Source organism: Paraburkholderia flava (assembly GCF_004359985.1).
GTDB lineage: Bacteria > Pseudomonadota > Gammaproteobacteria > Burkholderiales > Burkholderiaceae > Paraburkholderia > Paraburkholderia flava.
The window spans coordinates 372,997-396,768 of sequence record NZ_SMRO01000003.1; the positions used below are offsets into that span (position 1 = coordinate 372,997).

Here is a 23,772-nt window from a genome sequence, read left to right on the forward strand (position 1 = left end):
GAAATGGACATCGAAGAAATGAGAAGGAAAAAATTAGGATTTGATGCAGCAATGCATCATATTCCAGAGGTGTCGAACAAGATTCGTAATCGAATTAAACCCATTAATTTAAAGCGTTGTTATGATGGTTTGGCAAGGGATCATGTTGTAGTCGGTTTATACAATTATTTTATTGATGAAAATCTGTCGCTGCTTAAAAATAATTTATATACGTCATGCACTGTGGAGTTGGCTTCTTTGGCTATAAGTGAAGATAGATTTGAACTTCAAACGCCAGATTTTTTGTTATATTCTATGCTCTCTGATTCGGAGGAAATGGTTCAGAAATTTTCGACTGCTTCTTCACAAGGATTTGTGAGTGCAAGAGAAGATCCATTAAACAGTCAATTCTACGTTCATATGCTTCAACTAGCAATGATGGGCGATGATGTTTCTTTGTCTGGAAAAATTCGTCGAATGGCTAAAAATGGACGAAAGCCCTTACGTACGCTGTGTGAGAAAGGTGATGATTTCTTCTCAAAATTGATTCGTAGCGATAAAAATGGACTTGAGAAGAGTATATATTCCGATGCTACTCGTAAATTGGAACATGTATATACGGAAGATTATTTTTCGTTCACAGCAGTATTAGAGGCAAAACTGTGCTGGCGCCGCGGCATTCCGGTTGAAATCGATCATCCGTTAGTGCCGATGGAACTGATGCCAGTCCAACCACTTGATCACTATAACGACGTGTACGATTTCCTGAAACCTGATTGGGTTCCCCCTTCGCAGGGGCTGATCGGTCGCGTTTCCCGATGGTTCAAGACGTGATTTGTGACCGGCGTCAACAATGACGGATTAACGATTGTCAAATTGCCTGGAAAACAATGACTACGTCCGCATCCCGTGAGCAAGGCCTGGAGAATCTTTTGTGCTTTTATCAAAAGAGCCTCCCGGAAACGCTCAAAAATATCCATCACCGTCGCAACAACGTCCGACTTGGCGCGGTATTGTGTCAGCTAGCAAGGCATGCTCATGTCAAAGCCATGCACGCGTATTTCGTTGAACACGATGTCGACCAATGCAAGCAGAATTTTTATCTTGCTACGCGGCTCACACTCGAAAGTGTTGGACAGGACGGAGGCGCTTCGTTCGAGGTCGGCGGAGATATCCAGATTGCGCTTCTGTCGGATAGCCCTGTAATCATTGATGTCATTGCGCGAGTCGAGATCCCTGAACTGATCAGCCAGCGTAACGATCCGTTGGCCAGTCGGTTCTATGTCTACATGCTGCAGCTTGCGATCCGCGGTGAAGACGATGCCGTGCGCGTGATGATCGAGAAGGTCGCGAAGCACGGGAAAAAGCCTTGGCGTACCGAATGTGCTGAAGGGCGCGATTTTTTTCACTCCTCATTAAGCGTGACAAAGCTGGGCTCGAAGATCGTATCCGGAAGAAGTGTTCGAGTATGAAAAGTCAAGACTCGATCGACGATGAGTTCATGTCGTATACCGGTACTTTGGAAGCCAAGCTAAGCTGGTATCGGGGTATCCAGGTTGAAATCGATCATCCGTTAGTGCCGATGGAACTGATGCCGGTCCAGTTTCTTGATCACTACGACGACGTGTACGATTTCCTGAAGCCGGGCTGGGTGCCACCTCCACAGGGATTGGTCGGCAGGGTCTCGCGATGGTTTAAGGCTAAGAGATAAGCTTTGACCAGTAAAACGCCAGAGGATTCTCTGGGTAATTGGCTTAAGCAGGACGAAGCCGATCTTCCACGAATTCTTGAGGCTATATACCACTGCTGCAACCAATTGGCTTACACAAATTAAAGGGCCAAAATTTTGAAAAAATAATATTATTACGTGCGATCAGCGGAAATTATCCGGATATTTCTTCGATGAGTAACGAGGAGCCCGGTTGGGATGATGTCAATCAGTGTATCCAGCACGCCTTCCAGAGAGGCGGGAAGGTTACGTTGACAGCAGCCACGCGTGAAGATATTGACAAGCTAAATTTGGGGAGCGTACTAGCAATGGATTCGCATCCCGGTAAGTACAGACTTGTCTACGATCCTTTGACTCTTCCGAACGAAAAGACGAAGCGAAGAGAATGGTGGGAGTCGGGAGATGAACCATTTCGAGGCACAGCGAATTTTCATGATCACGAGTGGGACGATCGGACGGTGTGTCGAGAAATAAAGGTGGCCCTACACATATTTCGCGATTTCTTTGATCACGGCGATCTTACTGAATCTAGCACAGCGCAAACACGCTCTGTTTGGGATCGGAAATCACGTTAAGCGGAATCCGGATCCATGTGTGGAATCAGTGCATAGAAAGCGATCCCTTGATTCTGTTGATCGCGCTGCAGTCATTCGTCGGCAATAGCGCAATGCGCATTGTGTGGTCGGTTGGAAATCGTGTCAGCCAAATAACTCACGATATAGCGATGCGCGAGCAACTCTGGGCCGACTACTCATCATCGAATTCACATAGCTCGAACTGCTGCGGGGGTAGGCCGTCGAGCAACTGAGTACGATCGGCTTCGGGTGAGCGGACGCTATTTCCTAGCCAAACTGCAGGGAATGGATTCAGAGCAAGCATCCGTAAGGGAGTGGATCGACATTGATTGATGCAGGCGCAAAATGCTTGCACGAAATCCAGAAAACAAAAAGCCCAGTCACAAGGACTGGGCTTTTTGCCTGATTTCTTTGGTGGGGCGTGACAGATTCGAACTGTCGACCTACGGATTAAGAGTCCGCTGCTCTACCAGCTGAGCTAACGCCCCAACAGACTGCAGATTATGCGGTATTTCCCACCTTCTGCCAAGCCCCCCGGCGGCTTTTACTGAAAAAATCTGCCGACGAATTCGTCCAGCCTACTGAGGCCGCGACCCGAGGCCGCCACTAATCCGGATTCTGCACCATCCCGGTATCATGTCGCGACACACGCCGCGCGAAGCGTCGCACGGCTCGAACGGGGCTTACGATGGACGAAACCGCAATCCGTGAACTGCTCGACCGGGTGCTCGCACCGTGGGTCAAGTCACTCGGCCTCACGTCCGTGGCCGTCGACGAACAAAGTGCCACGATGCGCCTGCCGTTTTCCGGCGAACTGCGCCATTCAGGCGGCGTCATCTGCGGGCAGGTCTTCATGGCGGCCGCCGATACGGCGATGATCGTCGCGATCTCCGCCGCGCTCGGCGGCTTCAAACCGATGACCACTGTGTCGCTGAACATCAGCTTCATGCGCGCGGTTCGCAAGGGCGACGTGCTGATCACCGCGCGCGTGCTGCGGCTGGGTCGCAACCTGGTCTTCGGCGAGGTCGAGCTGTTCGACGAAGACGGCAAGATGGCCGTCCATGCGACGACCACCTACGCATTGCTCGACTGACCTCTACTAACACGCGAACGTCGCGTCACGCTCTACCCTCAAGGACTATCACCGGATGTTCGATCAGGTCGTATTCGCAGGCGGCGGCAATCGCTGCTGGTGGCAGGCAGGTTTCTGGGACGTCGTGCAGCCGGAGCTGCACATCAAGCCGCGCGTCATCACGGGCATCTCGGCCGGCGCGGCCACCGCGTGCATGCTGTACACGCGAGACGCGGACTGGGTGATGCGCTATTACGAAGAAGCACTGCGCCACAACACGCGCAACGCGTACTGGGGCAATCTGCTGCGCGGTCAGTCGGTGTTTCCTCACTATCGTATCTATCGACAGGCACTGCTCGACATCTACGGCGAAAAATTCAGCACGCTCGCCGACGCGCCGGAGATCCGCATCGGCGTTTCGCATCTGCCTCGCTGGCTCGGTGCGCGTAGCGCGGTCGCGGCAGGACTGATCGCGTACAACATCGAAAAATACGTCCGCAAGACGTTGCATCCGACGCTCGGTCAGACGCTCGGCTTTCATCCGGAGTTCGTGCGCGCACAAGACTGCGCGACCGTCGAAGATCTCGCCGATCTGATCCTGCAATCGTCGAGCACGCCGCCGTTCACGCCGGTTCTACGGCGCAACGGTCGTCCAGTGCTTGATGGCGGGATGGTCGACAACGTGCCGGTCGGCGCGCTCGACCAAACGCCCGGCAACGTGCTCGTGATGGTCACGCGGCTATATCCGCGACCGCAGATGTTCGTCGTTCCGCACGGGACGCAGCAGCGTCTGTACGTGCAGCCGTCGCGCAAGGTGCCGATCTCGAGCTGGGACTATACGAGCCCAGGGCAGATGCAGCACGCGTACAACCTCGGGCGAGTCGACGGCGAGTCGTTCCTGCAGCGCGTCCCTGATCTGATGGCTGCAGGCGCGCGCGACTGACCTCGCGCGCAACTCAGCGTCGCCGCCCACCCTGCAATGCATCCGGATTCGCGACACTCGACATATCCCCGCCGTCGAACGCCAGAATATTCTTGAACGCCGCGCTGAAATACAGCTCGTAGCTCTCGCGCTCGACATAGCCGATGTGCGGCGTGCAGATCACGTTTTCCATCCGCAGCAGGCTGTAGCCCTGCAGGATCGGCTCGCTTTCGTAGACGTCGATAGCGACCATGCCCGGCCGATTACGCGACAGCGCGTTGACGAGCGCATTCTCTTCCAGCAACTCCGCGCGACTGGTGTTGACGAGCAGCGCGGTGGGCTTCATCCGCAGCAGGTCGTCCTGTTTGACGATGCCGCGCGTGTCGTCGTGCAGCCGCAGATGCAGCGACAGCACATCGCTCTGTTCGAACAACGCCTCGCGGCTCTCGGCGGCCTGGTAGCCGTCGGCGTGCGCCGCTTCGAGCGTATGCTCGCGGCCCCACACCAGCACGTTCATCCCGAACGCCTTGCCGTAACCGGCGACGAGCCGGCCGATCTTCCCGTACCCCCAGATGCCGAGCGTCTGCCCACGCAGCACTTGCCCCAGTCCGAAGTTCGGCGGCAATGCGGACGTCTTCAGGCCCGACTGCTGCCAGGCGCCCTGCTTGAGGTTCGCGACGTACTGCGGAATGCGCCGTTGCGCGGCCATGATGAGCGCCCACGTCAGTTCGGCGGGCGCGATCGGCGAGCCGCTTCCTTCGAGGACGGCAATGCCGCGCTCGGTACAGGCGGCGAGATCGATGTGGCTCGACACCTTGCCGGTCTGGCTGATCATCCGCAGATGCGGAAGCTTGTCGAGCAGCTGCGAGTTGATGCGGGTCCGCTCGCGGATCAGCACGAGCGCGTCGACCTCCGTGAGGCGGCTGGCGAGTTGCCCCAACCCGCGTACGGAGTTGTTGAAGACCTTGACCTCATGGTCGGCCAGCAAATGAAAGCAATCGAGCTTGCGGACGGCGTCCTGGTAGTCGTCGAGGATGGCAATCTTCATGGCGTTGTGTTTTGCGGCGCACCACGGCGGTGCTGAACGGAGTGTTATTCTGGCTGTCCCACCATGTGATCTGGACCACATGCGGGACGGGTTGGATGCCTTAGCGTGTAAGAGGTGCTGCCACGACGGCACCGTTTAGCCAGACAGATTCAAACAGGTTTTATCAGCTTGTTGCTTGTCGACGCAAGCCGCTTTACATAAGGTTTCAGACCGGCGCGACGCAACAGGCTGTGCGGCCCATCACGACATGCCATGGCCGCGGCGGCACGAATCGTCGGTGCCGCCGGGTCGAACGCCTCTCGCAAGCAGCGTGTCTGCTGGGCTTGTACCGTTTTTTTATCGCTTTTATAAAACGGAGACAGCTCGATGAATCATCCCGCTTTTGCAGGACCCACCGCCATTGAGGCGCCCGCCTGGGTCAGGCACCGAAAATTGATCGACTGGGTGCGACGCATTGCCGCACAGACCCAACCGTCGCGGATCGTGTGGTGCGACGGTTCCCAGGAAGAATACGACCGGCTGTGCGCACAGATGGTCGACGCCGGCACGATGACGCGGCTCAACCCGGCCAAACGGCCGAACTCCTATCTCGCGTGTTCCGATCCGTCCGACGTAGCACGCGTCGAAGACCGGACCTTCATCTGCTCGGCGCGTCGCGAAGACGCAGGCCCGACCAACAACTGGATGGAACCGGCCGACATGCGCGCGACGCTGAACGGTCTGTTCGAGGGCTCGATGCGCGGCCGCACGATGTACGTCGTGCCGTTCTCGATGGGGCCGCTCGGCTCGCCGATCGCGCACATTGGTATCGAGCTGTCCGATAGTCCCTACGTCGCGACCAACATGCGGATCATGACGCGCATGGGCCGTCGGGTGTACGACGTGCTCGGCGAGGACGGCGAGTTCGTCCCGTGCGTGCATTCGGTCGGCGCGCCGCTCGAGGCGGGTGCGCAGGACGTGAGCTGGCCCTGCAACGACACGAAGTACATCGTCCACTTTCCCGAAACCCGCGAGATCTGGAGCTATGGCTCGGGCTACGGCGGCAACGCGCTGCTCGGCAAGAAATGCTTCGCGCTGCGCATCGCATCGACAATGGGCCGCGACGAAGGCTGGCTCGCCGAACACATGCTGATTCTCGGCGTGACGTCGCCGGAAGGGCGCAAGCATCACGTGGCGGCGGCGTTCCCGTCGGCGTGCGGCAAGACCAACTTCGCGATGCTGATTCCGCCCGAGGGCATGAACGGCTGGAAGATCTCGACGATCGGCGATGACATCGCGTGGATCAAGCCGGGCAAGGACGGTCGTCTGTACGCGATCAATCCGGAGGCGGGCTACTTCGGCGTCGCGCCCGGCACGAGCGAGAAGACGAACCTCAACGCGATGGCGACGCTGAAGGAAAACGTGATCTTCACGAACGTCGCGCTCACCGACGACGGCGACGTCTGGTGGGAGGGCATGACCGACGAACCGCCTGCGCATCTGATCGACTGGCAGGGCAAGGACTGGACACCCGCCACCGCGAAGGAAACCGGCCGCAAGGCGGCGCATCCGAACGCGCGCTTCACGGCGCCGGCCGCACAGTGCCCGTCTATCGACGCGGACTGGGAGAATCCGGCCGGCGTGCCGCTCGACGCGTTCATCTTCGGTGGCCGTCGCTCGACCACGGTGCCGCTCGTCACGGAGGCCCGCAACTGGACCGAAGGCGTCTATATGGCCGCGACGATGGGCTCGGAGACGACTGCGGCCGCGGCGGGCAAGCAGGGTGTCGTGCGTCGCGATCCGTTCGCGATGCTGCCGTTCTGCGGCTACAACATGAGCGACTACTTCGGCCACTGGCTGAAAACCGGCGAGCGTCTGCAGCAACTGGGCTCGAAGCTGCCGCGGATCTTCTGCGTCAACTGGTTCCGCAAGGGCGCGGACGGCAAGTTCGTGTGGCCGGGCTTCGGCGAGAACATGCGGGTGCTGCGCTGGATGGTGAGCCGGATCGACGGAACGGGACGCGGCGAAGAACACGCGTTCGGCGTGTCGCCGCGCTACGAGGACATCGACTGGAGCGGCCTCGACTTCACCCGCGAGCAGTTCGACGAAGTGATCTCGGTCGACGACGCGGCGTGGCGCGCGGAGCTCGAACTGCATACCGAGCTCTTTGACACGCTGCAGCAAGGGCTTCCGCCTGCGCTGCAGTCGACCCGAACCACGCTTGAGAACCGTCTCGCCGCCTGAGTATGTGAGTATCCACTTCGCATAAAAGCCGCCCTCGGGCGGCTTTTTTTGTTCGTGACGTAGTATCTCGCCACCTTCTTGCACGTTTCCTCTGTGGGGACAGAGACTTCGGCTGTTCTGCAACGCACGTAATGCTAGCTGCGATGCAGCAGATTGTTTCTATTGAAGGAACAATCTGCGCCGGCGCACTGCACCGGTGAATACAGTGGCACGAATTTCGATCAAAAATGCCGCAACTTAGGCAACTTCTGCAGGAATTTGGGAGTCGTAGGAGAATTACGAACTCGCTTCAGAGTTGTCAAAAGAAGCTGTAATACGGCAGGAGTAGTCCATGGATCATTTGCAGTCGATGAGGGTATTCGTCCGCGTGGCGGATCTCGGTAGTTTCGCCCGCGCTGCCAGCGCGATGGATATTTCCAACGCAGTCGCGACCCGCCACGTTGCCGATCTCGAAGGTCGGCTCGGCACCCGGTTGCTTAACCGCACCACCCGCAGCCTTTCTTTGACCGAGTCCGGTCAGGTTTATCTCGAGCGTGCACGCCAGATTCTCGACGAGCTCGAAGACGTCGAGCAGATGGTGGTCGCGCGCAATCACGAGCCGGTCGGCACGCTGCGTATCGTGGCGCCGGTCGTGTTCGGACTGCACAACCTCGCGCCCGTGCTGCAGACCTACGCGGAGCGCTATCCGAAAGTCATTCCTGATGTGACGCTGGTCGATCGCCAGGTCGATCTGGTCGAAGAAGGTTTCGATGTCGGCGTGGTGATCGCGCGGCAGATGCGCAGCGCGAGTATCGTCACGCGCCGCCTGACTACGGGCTGCATGATCGTCTGCGCGACGCCTGCTTATCTGGAAAAGCACGGCACGCCGACGCGCCCCGAGCATCTGCTTGAGCATCCGTGTCTGTCGTTGCCGTCGGAATACTGGGGCGACGAGCGCGTGTTCACCGGTCCGGACGGCGAAGTCCGCGTGCGTCCGACCAACGTGATCGTCGCGAACAACACGGAAATGCTGCGGCAGTTCGCGCTGCTCGGCATGGGCGTTGCCATCCTGCCGAGCTATCTGATCGGCCGCGACAACACGCGGGGGCGCCTCGTGCGTCTGCTCAGCGACTACCGGCTGCCGCAGGTCGAGATCAACATCGCCTACCCGAGCCGGCGCCATCTGCCGGCCAAGGTCCGTACGTTCATCGATCACCTGGTCGAGCATTTCAACCAGACGCCGAACGGTCTGCTGGGCGAGCAGTGGCTCAGAGGGGACGGCAGCGTGGGACGTACCGTCGGTGGTGTGCGTGAACCGAGCATGCTGGCACCGGAAGCGTTCGATGGCGCTGAGCCGTTGTCGAGCCTGCTTGACAGCGAGATTTCGCCGGCCAGCGCGTCGAAGCCTCTGCCGCGTCGTTCGGCGGTATCGCCGACGTTTTAGTTTGGTGTTTGACCGCTAGCTGGGTTGCTGCACGCGATCCGGCCAGCACATGAAAAAGGGCGCAGCCACGGTGAGTGGCTGCGCCCTTTTTCGTTTCCGGCGCGAGGTTGTTCGACGCGCGCGAAGATCGGCTATGCGCGCATCGTCCTTCAGGAGCCGGTCTTGCGTGCGGCCGTTTTCTTCGCCGGTGCTTTCCGTGCTGCTGCTGTCTTCGCGGGCACTTTCTTGGCAGCGGTCTTTGCCGCGGTCTTCGTAGCCGGTGCTGCGCTCTCCTCCGCGTCGCCATCGCTGTCGCCATCGCCGGCTGCGACCTTCGCGGCAGTCTTTGCCGCTGTCTTCGCCGACGGTTCCTTCTTCTCGAACTCGAAGCCGATCTTGCCGTCGCTCTGCTTGACGAGGAACGCCTTGAAGTTGCGTCCGGTACGCGACGACTTGAAGTTCGTCAGCAGATCGGTGCGTCCTTCTTCGAGCAGCTTCGCCATCTGTTCGCGCGTGATCTCCTGCTGGAGAATCACCTTGCCCGAACGGAAATCGCAGGTCTTCGGGTTCGCGACCGAGTTCTCGCAGACATAGCTCATGCCGTGCTCGTAGACGCGCGACTTGCACTTCGGGCACGCGCCGACCGGTTGTTGCTCCGAGAAGTCAGGTGCTTCGCCGTCTTCGCCGCCCGAGTCCTGTCCGAAGTCGAACTCGAGCTTGTAGTTCTTCGTGTCTTCGTCGAACGAGAGCTTCAGGATCGCCGAGAACGGCCGGCCCATCTTGCTGCGGAAACCCGATAGCGGACCGATCTGCTTCTTCTGCAGCAGCTCCTCGACTTCCGGGATCTCGAACTGCCGGCTGCCCGGAATCTTCGACATCGAGAACTCGCACTTGGTACACGCGAAGCGCCGGTAGTTCTCCTTCATCTGACCGCCGCAATTCGGACACGGCGTCTGGAGTGTCGCGTAGTCGCCGGGGATCGTGTCGGAGTCGTACTCTTTCGCACGCTTGACGATGGTCTGCGTCATGCGCGCGATTTCCTGCATGAACGCATCGCGCGGCAGGTTGCCTCGCTCCATCTGCGACAGCTTGTATTCCCATTCGCCGGTCAGTTCGGGCGCGGTCAATTCCTTGACGCCGAGTCCACGCAGCAGCGTCATCAGCTGGAACGCCTTCGCGGTCGGGATCATGTCGCGACCTTCGCGGATCAGATACTTCTCGCCTAGCAGACCTTCGATGATCGCCGCGCGCGTAGCCGGCGTGCCGAGGCCCTTCGCGGCCATCGCCTCGCGCAGCTCGTCGTCCTCGACGAGCTTGCCCGCGCCTTCCATCGCCGACAGCAGCGTCGCTTCGTTGTAGCGTGCCGGCGGCTTCGTGACGAGCGCCTGGGCGGCGATCTTGTCGGTTTTCACCTTCTCGTCCTTCTGGACCGGCACGAGGTTCGCATCTTCGCCGCTGATTTCGCGGCCGTACACCTGCAGCCAGCCCGGCTCGACCAGCACCTTGCCTTCGGTCTTGAAGTGATGCCCGACCACTTCGGTGATCCGCGTCGTAACGCGGAATTCGGCTGCCGGGAAGAACACCGCGAGGAAGCGCTTGACGACCAGGTCGTACAGCTTCTGCTCCGGCTCGGAGAGCGCCTTCGGTGCCTGCAGCGTCGGGATGATGGCGAAGTGATCGCTGATCTTCGAGTTGTCGAAGATGCGCTTGTTCGGCTTCACCCAGCCCTTGTCGAGCACCTGCTTCGCGAACGGCAGATAGTTGTTGCTCTCCTTGAGCATGCCGAGCGTGTCTTTGACCGTGTCGATGTAGTCTTCCGGCAGCGCGCGCGCATCGGTACGCGGGTAGGTCAGCACCTTGTGCTTTTCGTACAGCGCCTGCGCGAGGCCGAGCGTGTTCTTCGCGGAGAAGCCGAAGCGGCCGTTCGCTTCACGCTGCAGGCTCGTGAGGTCGAACAGCGCTGGCGACAGTTGCGTCGACGGCTTCGATTCCTCGCTGACGATGCCGAGCTGGCCACGACACGCGGCCACGATGGTTTCGGCGGCCGGCAAACTCCACAGACGCGAATCGCGTTTCTCTGGATCGAACTCGTCGCGCTTGAACTTCGGGTCGTACCAGCGGCCCTCGTAGAAGCCGCCCGCGCAGACGAACTCTGCTTTCACTTCCCAATAGTCGCGCGGCACGAAGCGGCGAATCTTTTCTTCGCGTTCGACGACGATCGACAGCGTCGGCGTCTGTACGCGTCCGACGGTCGTCAGGAAGAAGCCGCCGCCCTTGCTGTTGAACGCGGTCATCGCGCGCGTGCCGTTGATACCGACCAGCCAGTCGGCTTCCGAACGGCAGCGTGCGGCGTCGGCGAGCGGTTGCATGTCGTGATCGCTGCGCAGATGCGCGAAGCCGTCGCGGATCGACGCGGGTGTCATCGATTGCAGCCACAGACGCTGGACCGGCTGCTTCGCTTTCGCGTGCTGGGCGATCAGGCGGAAAATCAGCTCGCCCTCGCGCCCCGCGTCGCATGCGTTGATCAGACGATCGACGTCCTTGCGCTTCATCAGCTTCATCAGCACCTTCAGGCGCGACTCGCTTTTGGCGATCGGATTGACGTCGAAGTGCGGCGGAATGACGGGCAGGTTCGCGAAGCTCCACTTGCCGCGCTTGACCTCGTAGTCTTCCGGCGCGGCGATCTCCAGCAAGTGGCCGACCGCCGACGACAGGACGAAGTCGTCGTTCTCGAAATACTCGTCATGCTTGGTAAACCCGCCCAAAGCGCGCGCGATGTCGTTCGCGACGGAAGGCTTTTCGGCGATGATCAGTGCTTTGGACATGACTGGATGTGAGTTGGTGTATTCGGGTTTTGACCCTGGGGCCGGCCACCTCGGGTTGGCGACCCATTAACGACCGCTTTATAGCACACGGTGACGCCAACGCGATTCCGTGGCCGAAAAAAGCGAGCCATCATAATTGCGTGTCTACATATTGAGCAAGCTGTTGAACCCGCGCCGGCCACTTCGATGTCGGCGGCGCGCAATGCACGTGCCGGACCGATGCCTGCCGCCCGATGCGCTGCCTGGAAAGCCCGTCAGACGGCAGCGAGCGTGGGCCTCAGCTTCGGGGCGCCGGTCACGCCAGGTAGCGCGGTCAGATCGGCAAGCATCCGCTCGACGATTGCAACCTGCGGCAGCACGGTGCCAAAAAAACGGGTGGTCGCGGCATCCTCGATCAGGATGGTCGGAAAGTTTTCGACATCGAGATCGTCGAAGCGATCCGCATGATTCTCGATGTCGATCCACGCAAAGCAGATGTCGGGATGCCGGTCGGCGAGCGCATCGAACGCCGGCCGGTACTCCCGGCATGTACCGCACCAGTCAGCGCACAGGCACGCGACGAACAGCGTCCCCGGACGATTGACGCACTCGGCGATCCGGTCCTGGTCGGTGTCGAGGTTCAGCGCGGGCATGTCGATTCCTTGGGTGCTTTGAGCGGGAGCTTTTGGCGCGAATGTAGCATGACGGATCAGGAATCGTTGTTTGCACGCGAAAACCGGCCGCCGGGCAGAACCGTCAGATGCCCGGCCAGCTCGAGCTGCAGCAGCATGCTTTGCAGCGCGGTGTCGTCCATGTCGGTACGCGTAGCGAGAATTTCAAGCGTCGCTGGCGCGTGACCGAGCGCATCCAGTAATCGACGGGCCTCCGGCGCCAGTCCCGATGCCGCAGCCGGAGGCTTCGCACGACTCGCGGGCGCTGCGGCGCCGAGTTCTTCCAGCACCTCTTCCGGCGTTTCGACGAGCTTCGCGCCCTGCTTGATCATCCGGTGACAGCCGCGCGACAGCGGCGCGTGAATCGAGCCCGGCAGCGCGAACACGTCGCGTCCCATCTCGTTCGCAAGGCGCGCGGTGATCAGCGAGCCGGAGCGCATCGCCGCCTCGACGATCAGCACGCCGCCGACGAGCCCCGCGATCAACCGGTTGCGCTGCGGAAAGTGCGACGACCGCGCCGGTGTGCCGAGCGGCCATTCGGTCACGATCGCGCCGGCTGCCGCGATCTCATGCGCGAGTGCATGATGAGCCGCCGGATAGACGAGGTCGGCGCCCGTGCCCGTTACCGCAACCGTGCTGCCGGGACCCTTGAGCGCGCCGCGATGCGCGGCCCCGTCGATGCCGAGCGCGAGCCCTGAGACCACGGTAATGCCGGCATTGGAAAACGCGCGCGCAAACCGGGCCGCGTCCTCGGTACCCTGCGGCGTCGCGCTGCGGCTGCCGACTACCGCGACACTCCGTGCATGCAGCAGCTCGATTTTCCCCTTTACATATAGCAGCGGCGGCGGATCGGGCATCGTCAGCAGCGCTGGCGGATAGGCCGGGTCGCCCAGCGTGAGCACTGCGTTGGCCTCTGCTTCGCGCCACGCGCGGACTGTATCGAGATAGCCTGCAAAGCCGGTGTCTGGCGCGGCGAGCGCCGCCTGCGCGGTGGCTTCGTCGGTGACGGCGGCGAGCGATGCGAACGGTTGCCCGAGCACGGCATCCGGCAGTCCGAACCGTTCGAGCAGCGTGCGCAGCGCGGCAGGGCGCAAGCCTCTTGCTGAAGCGAGCCGAAGCCAGCCCGTCAGCTCGTCGTCGGTTATCGGCAGCGTGTGCATCGAGGCTCCGGGTACGGCAACGCGCAACGGGTGGGCAACGGCCATGTTAAAATTTTCATCATCCGAAATAATCTCCGGCAAAGTATTTCCAGTGCGGCACGTGGAATGGCGTGCAGTGCATTGCGTTGAATCGAGCAGGTTCGTTCGCATATCCTCTGCGTGTCGCGCCCGGCTAACAAGCCGGCCGAACGGCCAGGGCCCATGGTTCCAGGCCACGCGCTGCGTACGCAGACTGCCGCACATCGCCGGATCACCGACTTTACGAACATGGCTTTACTCAACATCCTCAATTACCCGGACAAGCGTCTCAACAAGATCGCGAAGCCCGTCGAAACCGTGAACGACCGCATCCGCCGCCTCGTCGCGGATATGGCCGAAACGATGTATGCCGCGCCCGGCGTCGGCCTTGCGGCCAGCCAGGTCGACGTGCACGAGCGCGTGGTCGTCATCGACGTCTCGGATGCGCACGACGAACTGCGCGTCTTCATCAACCCCGAGATCGTCTGGTCGAGCGACGAACAGAAGCTCTCCGAAGAAGGCTGTCTGTCGGTGCCCGGCATCTACGACAACGTCGAGCGGGCTGAAAAAGTGCGCGTGCGTGCGCTGAACGAAAAGGGCGAGACGTTCGAACTGGATTGCGAAGGGCTGCTCGCCGTCTGCATCCAGCACGAGATGGATCACCTGATGGGCCACGTGTTCGTCGAGTACCTGTCGCCGCTGAAGCAGACGCGTATCAAGACCCGGATGAAGAAGCTCGCCCACGCGATGTAACGGGGCGCCGCCCCGCTTTCAGTTCCTGCTGTAGCTGCCGCTTTTGCCCATGAGCCATTCGTTGCGCGTTGTCTTCGCCGGTACCCCCGAGTTCGCCGCGGCGGCGCTCGCCGCCATTCATGCTGCCGGCTTTCCGGTGCCGCTCGTGCTGACGCAACCCGACCGGCCTGCGGGCCGTGGGATGAAGCTGCAGGCGAGTCCCGTCAAGCGCTTCGCCGTCGAGCATGGGCTCACGGTCGCACAGCCGCCGTCGCTGCGCCGCGACGGCAAATATCCTGCAGAAGCCACCGCCGCGATCGAGCAGCTTCGCGCGACGCCGCACGACGTGATGGTGGTCGCCGCGTACGGCCTTCTGCTACCGCAGGAAGTGCTCGACATCGCGCCGCACGGCTGCATCAATATTCACGCATCGCTGTTGCCCCGCTGGCGCGGCGCCGCGCCGATCCACCGTGCGATCGAAGCAGGCGACGCCGAAACCGGCATCACGCTGATGCAGATGGACGCGGGCCTCGACACCGGCGCGATGATCTCCGAAATACGCACGCCGATTTATCCCGACGACACCACCGCACTGCTGCACGACCGGCTGGCCGCAGGCGGCGCGACGCTGATCGTCGATGCGCTTGTCGAACTCGAGCGTTCGGGCAAGCTGCACGCGGAGCCGCAACCTGCAGAAGGTGCGACCTACGCGGCAAAGATCGGCAAGCACGAAGCCGCGCTTGACTGGCATCGTCCGGCCGTGGAGCTTGCGCGCCAGGTGCGCGCGTTCGATCCGTTTCCCGGCGGCGCCGCGAGGCTGGATGGCGCGACGCTCAAGATCTGGGCTGCGGTGCCCGTAGATGATGCCGAAGCTCCAGACAGACCCGGCACGATCCTCGACGTATCGCCCGAAGGCGTGACAGTCGCATGCGGCGTGGGCGCATTGCGCATCACGCAACTGCAAAAGCCGGGCGGCAAGCGGCTCTCCGCACGCGAATTCCTGGCGGGCTCATCGCTCGCGGCCGGTCAGCGTTTTCAGCCTGTCGACACACCAGACACACCATAACCGTCGCGATCCGCGTCGCCCATCGTCCGTTCGGCCAGGTCGCACGAGCGCTCGACGGCGCGTAGAATTTCCGTCGTAAGTCCCCGCTTCCGAGGTCCCCATGTTCGGCATCACCCATTTCGGTCTCTTCGTCGTCGCCGTGTTTCTGTTGAACGTCACGCCGGGGCCGGACACCGCTTACATCGTCGGGCGCAGCGTCGCGCAGGGACGCGTCGCCGGTCTCGTGTCTGCGCTCGGCATTTCGGCGGGCTGCTGCGTGCATACGCTGGCCTGCGCGTTCGGGCTGACCGCGCTGCTCGCGGCATCGGCGACCGCGTTCACGATCATCAAGTTCGTCGGCGCGATGTATCTGATCTACCTCGGCGTGCGCCTGATCTTCACGCGGCAGCAGGCAGCCCCCGTACAAGGCGGCGAGCGCACAGCCGGTGCACCGAAGTCGCTGCGTCAGCTGTTCCTGCAGGGTTTCTGGACCAACGTGCTGAATCCGAAGGTCGTGTTGTTTTTCGTGTCGTTCTTTCCGCAGTTCGTTGTGGCAGATACCGCACACAAGGCTTGGGCGTTTCTCGCGCTCGGCGTCGTGTTCCTCGCGATGAGCACGGTCTGGAACAGCTTCGTCGCGTGGGTCGCGGGTAGCGTCACGCAACGCTTCGCGGGCAAGCCGGGCGTGAAGCGGTGGCTGGACCGTACAGTCGGCAGCGCGTTCGTCGGTCTCGGCGTCCGGCTCGCCACTGCAACTCGCTAATTGAATTTTCCTCGCGCGCCCCTATCTAACAGATCGCTTACAATGAATCGTCGCCGATCCTCGGCGCGAGATAGGTACCGGCGTTCGGGCAAGGAGTGGTGAACATGTTCAATTGGGTCAAAACCACGGTGTTGATGGCCGCGATTACGGCCCTTTTCATCGTCATCGGCGGGATGATCGGCGGTCAGCGCGGCATGATGCTCGCGCTGCTGATCGCGCTCGGGATGAATTTCTTTTCGTACTGGTTCTCGGACAAGATGGTCCTGCGCATGTACAACGCGCAGGAGGTCGACGAGGCGAGCGCGCCGCAGTTCTACCGGATGGTGCGCGAACTCGCGACGCGAGCCAATCTGCCGATGCCGCGCGTCTACCTGATCAACGAGGACGCGCCGAATGCGTTCGCGACGGGCCGCAATCCGGAGCACGCGGCGGTGGCCGCGACCACCGGCATCCTGCGCGTGCTGTCCGAGCGTGAAATGCGTGGCGTGATGGCGCACGAACTGGCGCACGTCAAACACCGCGACATCCTGATCTCGACGATTTCCGCGACGATGGCCGGCGCAATTTCGGCGCTCGCGAACTTCGCGATGTTCTTCGGTGGCCGCGACGAGAACGGTCGTCCGTCGAATCCGATCGCGAGCATTGCAGTCGCGCTGCTTGCGCCGATCGCGGGTGCGCTGATCCAGATGGCGATCTCGCGTGCGCGTGAGTTCGAAGCAGACCGCGGCGGCGCGCAGATTTCGGGCGATCCGCAGTCGCTTGCTACCGCGCTCGACAAGATTCATCGCTACGCGAGCGGCATCCCGTTCCCGACGGCCGAGGCGCACCCGGCCACCGCGCAGATGATGATCATGAATCCGCTGAGTGGCGGCGGGATTGCAAGTCTGTTTAGCACCCACCCGGCCACCGAGGAACGCGTTGCACGCCTGATGGAAATGGCGCGCACCGGGCGCTTCGAATAACGCATCCGGCACGGCTGTACCCAACCCCTCGAACCCGGGCGCAACCCCGGGTTCTTTTTTACAGCGCGACATCGCGTGACTTCCAATAGTCCCGCGCAAACGTATTCCCTCATGTCAGGCGCCGCCGCGCGTCACGCTACAATGTGGGCCGTTTGTGTCGCGCGGCCTGCGCGGCCCGTCTGTCCGTTCTCCATGACCCGAAAGCCTGCGCAGCATCGTTCCCGCCCGTCTCCTGCGGCACCCGTTAGCGAACCCCGTCTGTCGGCGCTGCATCTCGCTCCCGACTCTCTGGGCTTCGCGCTCGACTGCGCCGCACAGGCCGTCGGCGCAGTGCGCACGGGCGCGGCGCTGCCGGCTGCGTTGCAAAGCATCTTTTCGTCGGTGAAGAGCGGCGGTGTCGAGTTGCTGTCGCGCGGGGCCATACAGGACATCGCGTACACGACGATGCGCCGGCTCGCCGCCGCCGACTGGCTGATCGCGCAGCGCGTCAACAAGGCGCCGCCGCCGCACGTCGGCAACCTGCTCGCGTGCTCGTTCGCGTTGCTGCTGACCCGCGACGACGAAACGCCGCCGTACACGCCGTTCACCGTCGTCGATCAGGCGGTCGAGGCGATCGGCGCGCGGCGCGAATTCGGGTTTGCCAAAGGACTCGTCAATGCCGTGCTGCGCGGTTTCCTGCGCGAGCGCGACACGCTCGTCGCGCAGTTACAGACGAATGAAGTCGCGCGCTGGAATTATCCGCACTGGTGGCTCGATGCGGTGAAGCGCGCGTCGCCCGATGCATGGCAGGCGGTACTCGCCGCCGGCAACGTGCAGGGACCGCTGACACTGCGCGTGAACGCGCGCCGCACGAACGTCGACGCGTATCTGCAACTGCTGCGCGAGCATGACATCGGCGCCGTGCGGGCAGGCGAGCACGCGGTGCGGCTCGATGCGCCGGTGCCGGTCGATCGCGTGCCAGGCTTTGCCGACGGTGTCGTGTCGGTGCAGGATGCGGGCGCGCAGCTCGCGGCACAACTGCTCGGTGCACGGGACGGCATGCGCGTCCTCGACGCGTGCGCAGCGCCCGGCGGCAAGACCGGGCATCTGCTGGAGCTCGCGGGCGTCGACGTCGTCGCACTCGAAAGCGACGCCTCGCGCGCGGCCCGTATCGGCGAGAACCTGGAGCGTCTGCAACTCACGGCCGAAGTGCGCATCGGCGACGCGGGCGACCCCGCCGCATGGCACGACGGCACACCGTTCGACCGCATTCTCGCCGACGTGCCGTGCTCGGCATCGGGCATCGTGCGGCGTCATCCGGACATCCGCTGGCTGCGGCGCTCGTCCGACATCCCCGCGCTCGTCGATGACCAGCGGCGCATTCTCGGCGCATTGTGGCCGCTGCTGAAGTCCGGTGGCGAATTGCTCTACGTTACGTGCTCGATCTTTCCCGAAGAAGGCGAGTTGCAGGCACAGTGGTTTGGAAACCAATACCAGGATGCGGTACGATTGGACGCGCCGGGGCAACTGCTGCCGACGGCCGCCCGCGTGCCCGCCGACGCATCGGCCGGTTCCCTGGCCGGGCACGACACCGGCCAGCACGCTGACCACGACGGATTCTTCTACGCGCGCTTTCAGAAACGGTGACGATCAAACGCCTCTTCCCGCTTCGGCTTGCGGCCGTGCTCTGGATCGCGCTGGCTGTGTGGCTGACCGCGCCCGGTCAGGCGCGCGCCGATTCGATCGCCGTGCAGCGCGCGTCGCTGCAGTCGGACAACAACGGCTGGAGCCTCGACGCGCGTTTCGATTTCGAGCTGAACAGCAGCCTCGAGGACGCGGTCAACCGTGGCATCCCGCTTTACTTCACGACCGATTTCGAACTGAGCCGCCCGCGCTGGTACTGGTTCGACGAGCAGCCGGTCAACGTCTCGCAGAGCATCCGTCTGTCGTTCCAGCCGCTGACGCGCGAATACCGCGTGTCGAGCGGCGGTCTGCAGCTCGGCTTCCCGACGCTCAAGGACGCGCTCGCGGTGATCAAGCACGTCACGTCGTGGCATGTGATCGACCGCAACGACGTCCACACCGGCGAGACCTACAACGCGTCGGTGCGCATGCAGCTCGACGTCGCGCTGATGCCCAAGCCGTTCCAGATCGACGCGGTGAACAACCGCGACTGGAACCTCTCTTCCGACTGGAAGCGCTTTGTCTTTACGGTGACCGAACGTGCTAAATAGAGTGCGCCGCGTCACCAGTGTCAGCAGCATCGTCGCGCGCGTGCTGGTGTCGACGGTCGGCGTGACGGCCGTGCTGCTGCTCGTGCTGCTGGCGGCCGCGAGCGCCAACACCGAATTCTTCGACCGCTACTACGGCTGGCTCTACGCGGCCAATATCGCGGTCGCGCTGATCTTCATGCTGATCGTTGCGGTGCTGGTCGGCATCATCGCGCTGCGGCTGCGGCGCGGGAAGTTCGGCACGCGGCTGCTCGCGAAGCTCGCATTCTTCTTTGCGCTGGTCGGCGTAGTGCCGGGCGGCATCATCTACGTCGTGTCGTATCAGTTCGTGTCGCGCAGTATCGAGTCGTGGTTCGACGTGAACGTCGAGACCGCGCTGACGTCGGGTCTGAACCTCGGACGCGGGATGCTCGACGCGTCGCTATCCGATCTGCAGACCAAGGGCCGCTTGATGGCCGAGCAGATCGCGAGCGCCGATTCCGCCGGCACGACGCTGACGCTGCTGCGGCTGCGCGATCAGTTCGGCGTGCAGGATGCGACCATCGTCGAGCCGGTGCGCAGCATGTCGGGCGCGACACCGGACATGCACGTCGTCGCGCAGGCATCGAGCAACTTCTCGTCGCTGGTGCCGAACGATCTGCCGACGCCGCTGATGATCGATCAGGCACGCGGCCGCGGGTTCGCGGCGATCGAAGGCGAGGTGGACGGCGATCCGCAGGAGCACGGCGCGAAGGGCGCGTTGCGGCTGCGCATCGTGCAGCGCATTCCCGATTCGAACGCGTCGCTACTGCAGCCGACCGAGCGCTTCCTGCAACTCACGCAGCCCGTGTCGCCGACGCTCGCGCGCAACGCCGATGCGGTGCAGCGCGCGTATCGCGAGTATCAGGAGAAATCGCTCGGCCGCACGGGGCTGCGCAAGATGTACATCGGCACGCTGACGCTCGCGCTGTTCCTCGCCACGTTTATCGCAATGATGATTGCGCTCGCGCTCGGCAACCAGCTCGCGCGGCCGCTGTTCCTGCTCGCGCAGGGCACGAAGGAAGTGACCGAAGGCGACTACACGCCGAAGCGCGAAATCAAATCGCGTGACGAACTCGGCTTCCTGACGCAGTCGTTCAACGCGATGACGCGGCAGCTTTCCGAAGCGCGCGCGCTGGTCGAGAACAACCGTATCGCGCTCGAACATTCGAAGGCGTATCTCGAGAGCATTCTCGCGAACCTCACGGCCGGCGTGTTCGTGTTCGATCGCCAGTTCCGGCTGACCACCGCGAACCGCGGTGCCGAGCGGATTTTCCGGCAGCCGTTCCAGGCGCTGCTCGGCGCGTCGCTCGACCGCATTGGCGTGCTGACCGACTTCGGCGCGATGGTCCGCAAGGCGTTTGCCGATCGCGACGCGGCGAGCCGCGACGGTGACGCCGGCGGACACTGGCAGCAGCAGTTCTCGGTTGAGGTGCCGGGCGAAACCGATCCGCTCACGCTGCTCGTGCGTGGCGCTCGTCTGGTGTCGGCGGTCGAGGGCAGCGTCGCCGATCCGCAGACGTCGGGCTACGTGGTCGTGTTCGACGACATCTCCGACGTGATCTCCGCGCAGCGTTCGATCGCGTGGGGCGAAGTCGCGCGGCGTCTCGCACACGAAATCAAGAATCCGCTGACGCCGATCCAGCTGTCGGCCGAACGCTTGCAGATGAAGCTCGCGGACAAGCTCACGCCGTCGGATGCCGACGTGCTGAAACGTGGCGCGACGACAATCGTGAATCAGGTCGCCGCGATGAAGCAGATGGTCGACAATTTCCGCGACTACGCGCGCACGCCACCCGCAGTGCTCGCGAACCTGCAACTGAACGAACTGGTCAGCGAAGTGCTAACGCTCTACGGCATCGAGGAAGGCAAGAGCGCGATCGCGGTCGAGCTCGCGGAACTGCCGGTGATTCGCGGCGACGCGACGCAGTTGCGTCAGGTGATCCACAACCTGCTGCAGAATGCGCAGGACGCAGTGGCCGATACGTTGGAGCCTCGTGTGTTGCTCGAGACGAGGACAGTAGAATACGGAGACCCCGACGCGGAAGGGAAGGTGCGCGTCGCGGTGCGGCTCACGGTCACGGACAACGGACCAGGGTTTCCCGCGCGCATTCTGACGCGCGCATTCGAACCTTACGTGACGACCAAGGCCAAAGGAACAGGGCTTGGTCTGGCGATGGTCAAGAAGATTGTCGATGAACACGGTGCACGCATCGACATACGCAACCGGATGAGAGCCGGCGACGTGGTCGAGGGCGCGCAGATTTCGATTCTCTTTCTTCAACTCGCAGACGATGCTGCGGCGCCCGGCGCAGGGCCGCATGCGACGCAAGGTGGTGGTGCGTCGCAGGGAACGACAAAAGCAACAGTGCAGACAAGGGCAGCGTAAATGGCAACCATCCTGGTGGTAGACGACGAAATGGGCATCCGGGAATTGCTCTCGGAGATCCTGAGCGACGAAGGGCATCTCGTGGAGGTGGCGGAGAACGCGCAGGAAGCGCGCGAACTCCGGCAACGCCAGGCGCCCGATCTGGTGCTGCTCGATATCTGGATGCCCGATACCGACGGCGTCACGTTGCTGAAAGAGTGGGCCGCGCAGGGGCAGCTCACGATGCCCGTCATCATGATGTCCGGCCACGCAACCATCGACACCGCCGTCGAAGCGACGAAGATCGGCGCGCTCAATTTTCTTGAGAAGCCGATCGCGTTGCAGAAGCTGCTGAAGGCAGTCGAACAGGGACTCGCGCGCGGCAATGCGGCGCCGGCACCTGGCGGCACTGCTGCGAAGCCGGCGTTGCCGGCGGGTAGCGCATCGGTTGCATCGGCGGCCGCACTGCCGATGCTGTCGAGCGACGGTATCGGCGGCGGCACGTTGCCGAGCCAGACTGCGGCGATCTCGTTCGACATTCCGCTGCGCGATGCACGCGACGCATTCGAGCGCGCATACTTCGAATACCATCTCGCGCGCGAAAACGGCAGCATGACGCGCGTCGCGGAGAAGACTGGGCTCGAGCGTACGCACCTGTATCGCAAGCTCAAGCAGCTGGGTGTCGATCTCGGCAAGAACAAGGGCGAGTGAACGTCGGCTTGCCCCTCCGGCAGGAATTTTTCCGCAGGGGCTTGAGCGAGGCTTGTCGCTTTGCTATACTCTCGCTTCTTCGTTGGCCCGGTAGCTCAGTTGGTAGAGCAGCGGATTGAAAATCCGCGTGTCGGTGGTTCGATTCCGCCCCAGGCCACCAGAATTCAGCCCCAGGAGATCGCAAGATTCCTGGGGCTTTTCTTATGTTGGATCCGAAGCGTCGCACGCGATGCGGCGCCTCCGGTACGCGAGAAGAAGGCGGCCCGCCAGCGGCGCTTTCGGTGCGATGATAAAATCGCACGTTTTCAAGGACTTGCTGGCGTTGCCGTGAGCGTGCCCGCAGGTCCTTTATGTTTGGGTGCGCGACGTTCGGGTGAGTGCCGCCAATCCATGGATACGCGGCCCGGCGATCAGCGGTATAAGCGTGCAGCGCGTTGCGTGCAAAACGCGCGACCTATACTGCACGAGCCGGCATCGTGCCGGCTCGCATCGCGCGATGGCGTCGGGCATGGCACGACGACCACACGATCACGCGACGTACGGCACTCATCATTCACGGAGCTTCACGGTGATCCGCAAAGACGCTAAGAACAGCGCGCTGGTGCTGTTTTCGGGCGGCCAGGACTCGGCCACCTGCCTCGCCTGGGCACTCGATCGATATGAAACGGTCGAAACGCTCGGCTTCGATTACGGCCAGCGACATCGCGTCGAACTCGAATGCCGCGACGGTTTCCGCCAGGCGATGGTGCAGGGGTTTCCCGCGTGGGCCGAACGGCTCGGCGACGATCACACGATCGATCTGTCGGTACTCGGCGCGATCAGCGAAACCGCGATGACGCGCGAGATCCAGATCGAAGCCACCGCGAACGGTCTGCCGAATACGTTTGTGCCCGGCCGCAACCTGATGTTCATGACGATCGCCGCGGCGATCGCTTACCGGCGCGGCTTGAAGGTCATCGTCGGCGGGATGTGCGAGACCGATTTTTCGGGCTACCCCGATTGCCGCGACGACACGATGAAAGCGCTGCAGGTCGCGCTTAATCTCGGCATGGACACGCGACTGCTGCTCGAAACGCCGTTGATGTGGCTCGACAAGGCCGACACATGGCGTCTCGCGCACGAGCTGGGCGGCGACGAGCTGGTCGAGCTGGTTCGCGTCGAGACGCACACGTGCTATCTCGGCGAGCGGTCCGAATTGCACGCATGGGGTTTCGGTTGCGGCGAGTGTCCGGCGTGCCGTCTGCGCAAGCGCGGCTACGACGCGTATCTCGCCGGCGAGCAGGTCACGGCGCCGGCGTGAAGCACCGGCATCAACGCCAACTAGCTTGAGTTTCACCAGGAAGGAATCAGGAAGCAAAGC

21 protein-coding genes and 2 tRNA genes are annotated in these 23,772 nt (G+C 62.2%); 18 read left to right on the forward strand and 5 right to left on the reverse strand.

Going from position 1 to position 23,772, the window contains the following annotated elements; all coding sequences use genetic code 11:
* The first annotated feature begins 3 nt into the window (after window positions 1-3).
* The 4 genes from E1748_RS24060 (at window position 4) to E1748_RS32105 (ending at window position 2,283) form a co-directional block, all read left to right on the forward strand.
* Window positions 4-813, forward strand: coding sequence for an Imm49 family immunity protein (locus E1748_RS24060; RefSeq protein WP_133649779.1), 810 nt, complete (start codon window positions 4-6; stop codon window positions 811-813).
* 56 nt (window positions 814-869) lie between these two features.
* Window positions 870-1,451, forward strand: a complete 582-nt coding sequence (locus E1748_RS24065) for a hypothetical protein (protein ID WP_133649780.1) — start codon at window positions 870-872, stop codon at window positions 1,449-1,451.
* Window positions 1,448-1,690: a hypothetical protein gene (locus tag E1748_RS24070; RefSeq protein ID WP_133649781.1), complete on the forward strand. Its 243-nt coding sequence runs from the start codon at window positions 1,448-1,450 to the stop codon at window positions 1,688-1,690. Before E1748_RS24065 ends, E1748_RS24070 begins: the two co-directional genes overlap by 4 nt.
* Before the next feature lie 191 nt (window positions 1,691-1,881).
* Complete coding sequence (locus E1748_RS32105) at window positions 1,882-2,283, forward strand: DUF6911 family protein (RefSeq protein ID WP_420819350.1); 402 nt, start codon at window positions 1,882-1,884, stop codon at window positions 2,281-2,283.
* 412 nt (window positions 2,284-2,695) lie between these two features.
* Here E1748_RS32105 and E1748_RS24075 read toward each other — a convergent pair.
* Window positions 2,696-2,771, reverse strand: a tRNA-Lys gene (locus E1748_RS24075).
* A 200-nt stretch (window positions 2,772-2,971) separates the two neighbouring features.
* On the opposite strand from E1748_RS24075, the gene E1748_RS24080 reads away from it, so the two are divergent.
* Together E1748_RS24080 and E1748_RS24085 are read left to right on the forward strand one after the other, a co-directional pair.
* Window positions 2,972-3,376, forward strand: coding sequence for a PaaI family thioesterase (locus tag E1748_RS24080; RefSeq protein ID WP_133649782.1), 405 nt, complete (start codon window positions 2,972-2,974; stop codon window positions 3,374-3,376).
* Between the two features lie 55 nt (window positions 3,377-3,431).
* On the forward strand, window positions 3,432-4,298 hold the full coding sequence (locus tag E1748_RS24085) for a patatin-like phospholipase family protein (protein WP_133649783.1): 867 nt from the start codon (window positions 3,432-3,434) through the stop codon (window positions 4,296-4,298).
* A gap of 13 nt (window positions 4,299-4,311) precedes the next feature.
* Here the strand turns inward: E1748_RS24085 and E1748_RS24090 are convergent, their stop codons facing one another.
* Window positions 4,312-5,325, reverse strand: coding sequence for a D-2-hydroxyacid dehydrogenase family protein (locus tag E1748_RS24090; protein ID WP_133649784.1), 1,014 nt, complete (start codon window positions 5,323-5,325; stop codon window positions 4,312-4,314).
* A 366-nt stretch (window positions 5,326-5,691) separates the two neighbouring features.
* Here E1748_RS24090 and E1748_RS24095 point away from each other — a divergent pair, with 366 nt between their 5' ends.
* Both E1748_RS24095 and E1748_RS24100 read left to right on the forward strand, forming a co-directional pair.
* On the forward strand, window positions 5,692-7,548 hold the full coding sequence (locus E1748_RS24095; RefSeq protein WP_133649785.1) for a phosphoenolpyruvate carboxykinase (GTP): 1,857 nt from the start codon (window positions 5,692-5,694) through the stop codon (window positions 7,546-7,548).
* Between the two features lie 331 nt (window positions 7,549-7,879).
* Window positions 7,880-8,971 (forward strand): LysR family transcriptional regulator, encoded by a 1,092-nt coding sequence (locus E1748_RS24100; RefSeq protein WP_133649786.1) that lies wholly within the window; start codon window positions 7,880-7,882, stop codon window positions 8,969-8,971.
* 149 nt (window positions 8,972-9,120) lie between these two features.
* Here E1748_RS24100 and E1748_RS24105 read toward each other — a convergent pair whose 3' ends face one another.
* The 3 genes from E1748_RS24105 to dprA form a co-directional block, all read right to left on the reverse strand.
* The gene (locus tag E1748_RS24105) at window positions 9,121-11,775 is read right to left on the reverse strand and encodes a DNA topoisomerase III (RefSeq protein WP_133649787.1); all 2,655 of its coding nucleotides are present in this window, start codon (window positions 11,773-11,775) and stop codon (window positions 9,121-9,123) included.
* 254 nt (window positions 11,776-12,029) lie between these two features.
* Window positions 12,030-12,407 (reverse strand): thioredoxin family protein, encoded by a 378-nt coding sequence (locus tag E1748_RS24110; protein ID WP_133649788.1) that lies wholly within the window; start codon window positions 12,405-12,407, stop codon window positions 12,030-12,032.
* A gap of 56 nt (window positions 12,408-12,463) precedes the next feature.
* On the reverse strand, window positions 12,464-13,630 hold the full coding sequence (gene dprA, locus E1748_RS24115) for a DNA-processing protein DprA (protein ID WP_476703868.1): 1,167 nt from the start codon (window positions 13,628-13,630) through the stop codon (window positions 12,464-12,466).
* Between the two features lie 222 nt (window positions 13,631-13,852).
* On the opposite strand from dprA, the gene def reads away from it, so the two are divergent.
* The 10 genes from def to queC all read left to right on the forward strand — a co-directional run bounded on the left by def (window position 13,853) and on the right by queC (window position 23,712).
* Window positions 13,853-14,356, forward strand: coding sequence for a peptide deformylase (gene def / locus E1748_RS24120; RefSeq protein ID WP_240766778.1), 504 nt, complete (start codon window positions 13,853-13,855; stop codon window positions 14,354-14,356).
* Window positions 14,357-14,405: 49 nt separating this feature from the next.
* Window positions 14,406-15,401, forward strand: a complete 996-nt coding sequence (fmt, locus tag E1748_RS24125) for a methionyl-tRNA formyltransferase (RefSeq protein ID WP_133649791.1) — start codon at window positions 14,406-14,408, stop codon at window positions 15,399-15,401.
* Window positions 15,402-15,501: 100 nt separating this feature from the next.
* Window positions 15,502-16,143: a LysE family translocator gene (locus tag E1748_RS24130; RefSeq protein ID WP_133649792.1), complete on the forward strand. Its 642-nt coding sequence runs from the start codon at window positions 15,502-15,504 to the stop codon at window positions 16,141-16,143.
* 104 nt (window positions 16,144-16,247) lie between these two features.
* On the forward strand, window positions 16,248-17,105 hold the full coding sequence (gene htpX / locus E1748_RS24135; RefSeq protein ID WP_133649793.1) for a zinc metalloprotease HtpX: 858 nt from the start codon (window positions 16,248-16,250) through the stop codon (window positions 17,103-17,105).
* A gap of 192 nt (window positions 17,106-17,297) precedes the next feature.
* Complete coding sequence (gene rsmB / locus E1748_RS24140; protein ID WP_133649794.1) at window positions 17,298-18,731, forward strand: 16S rRNA (cytosine(967)-C(5))-methyltransferase RsmB; 1,434 nt, start codon at window positions 17,298-17,300, stop codon at window positions 18,729-18,731.
* Window positions 18,728-19,318 (forward strand): DUF4390 domain-containing protein, encoded by a 591-nt coding sequence (locus E1748_RS24145; protein ID WP_133649795.1) that lies wholly within the window; start codon window positions 18,728-18,730, stop codon window positions 19,316-19,318. Before rsmB ends, E1748_RS24145 begins: the two co-directional genes overlap by 4 nt.
* Window positions 19,308-21,722, forward strand: a complete 2,415-nt coding sequence (locus E1748_RS24150; RefSeq protein ID WP_133649796.1) for a sensor histidine kinase — start codon at window positions 19,308-19,310, stop codon at window positions 21,720-21,722. Before E1748_RS24145 ends, E1748_RS24150 begins: the two co-directional genes overlap by 11 nt.
* The gene (esaR, locus tag E1748_RS24155; protein WP_133649797.1) at window positions 21,723-22,412 is read left to right on the forward strand and encodes a response regulator transcription factor EsaR; all 690 of its coding nucleotides are present in this window, start codon (window positions 21,723-21,725) and stop codon (window positions 22,410-22,412) included. It abuts the gene before it with no gap.
* Window positions 22,413-22,496: 84 nt separating this feature from the next.
* Window positions 22,497-22,572: transfer RNA gene (locus tag E1748_RS24160), tRNA-Phe, on the forward strand.
* 408 nt (window positions 22,573-22,980) lie between these two features.
* Window positions 22,981-23,712, forward strand: a complete 732-nt coding sequence (gene queC / locus E1748_RS24165; protein ID WP_133649798.1) for a 7-cyano-7-deazaguanine synthase QueC — start codon at window positions 22,981-22,983, stop codon at window positions 23,710-23,712.
* Window positions 23,713-23,772: the final 60 nt, after the last annotated feature.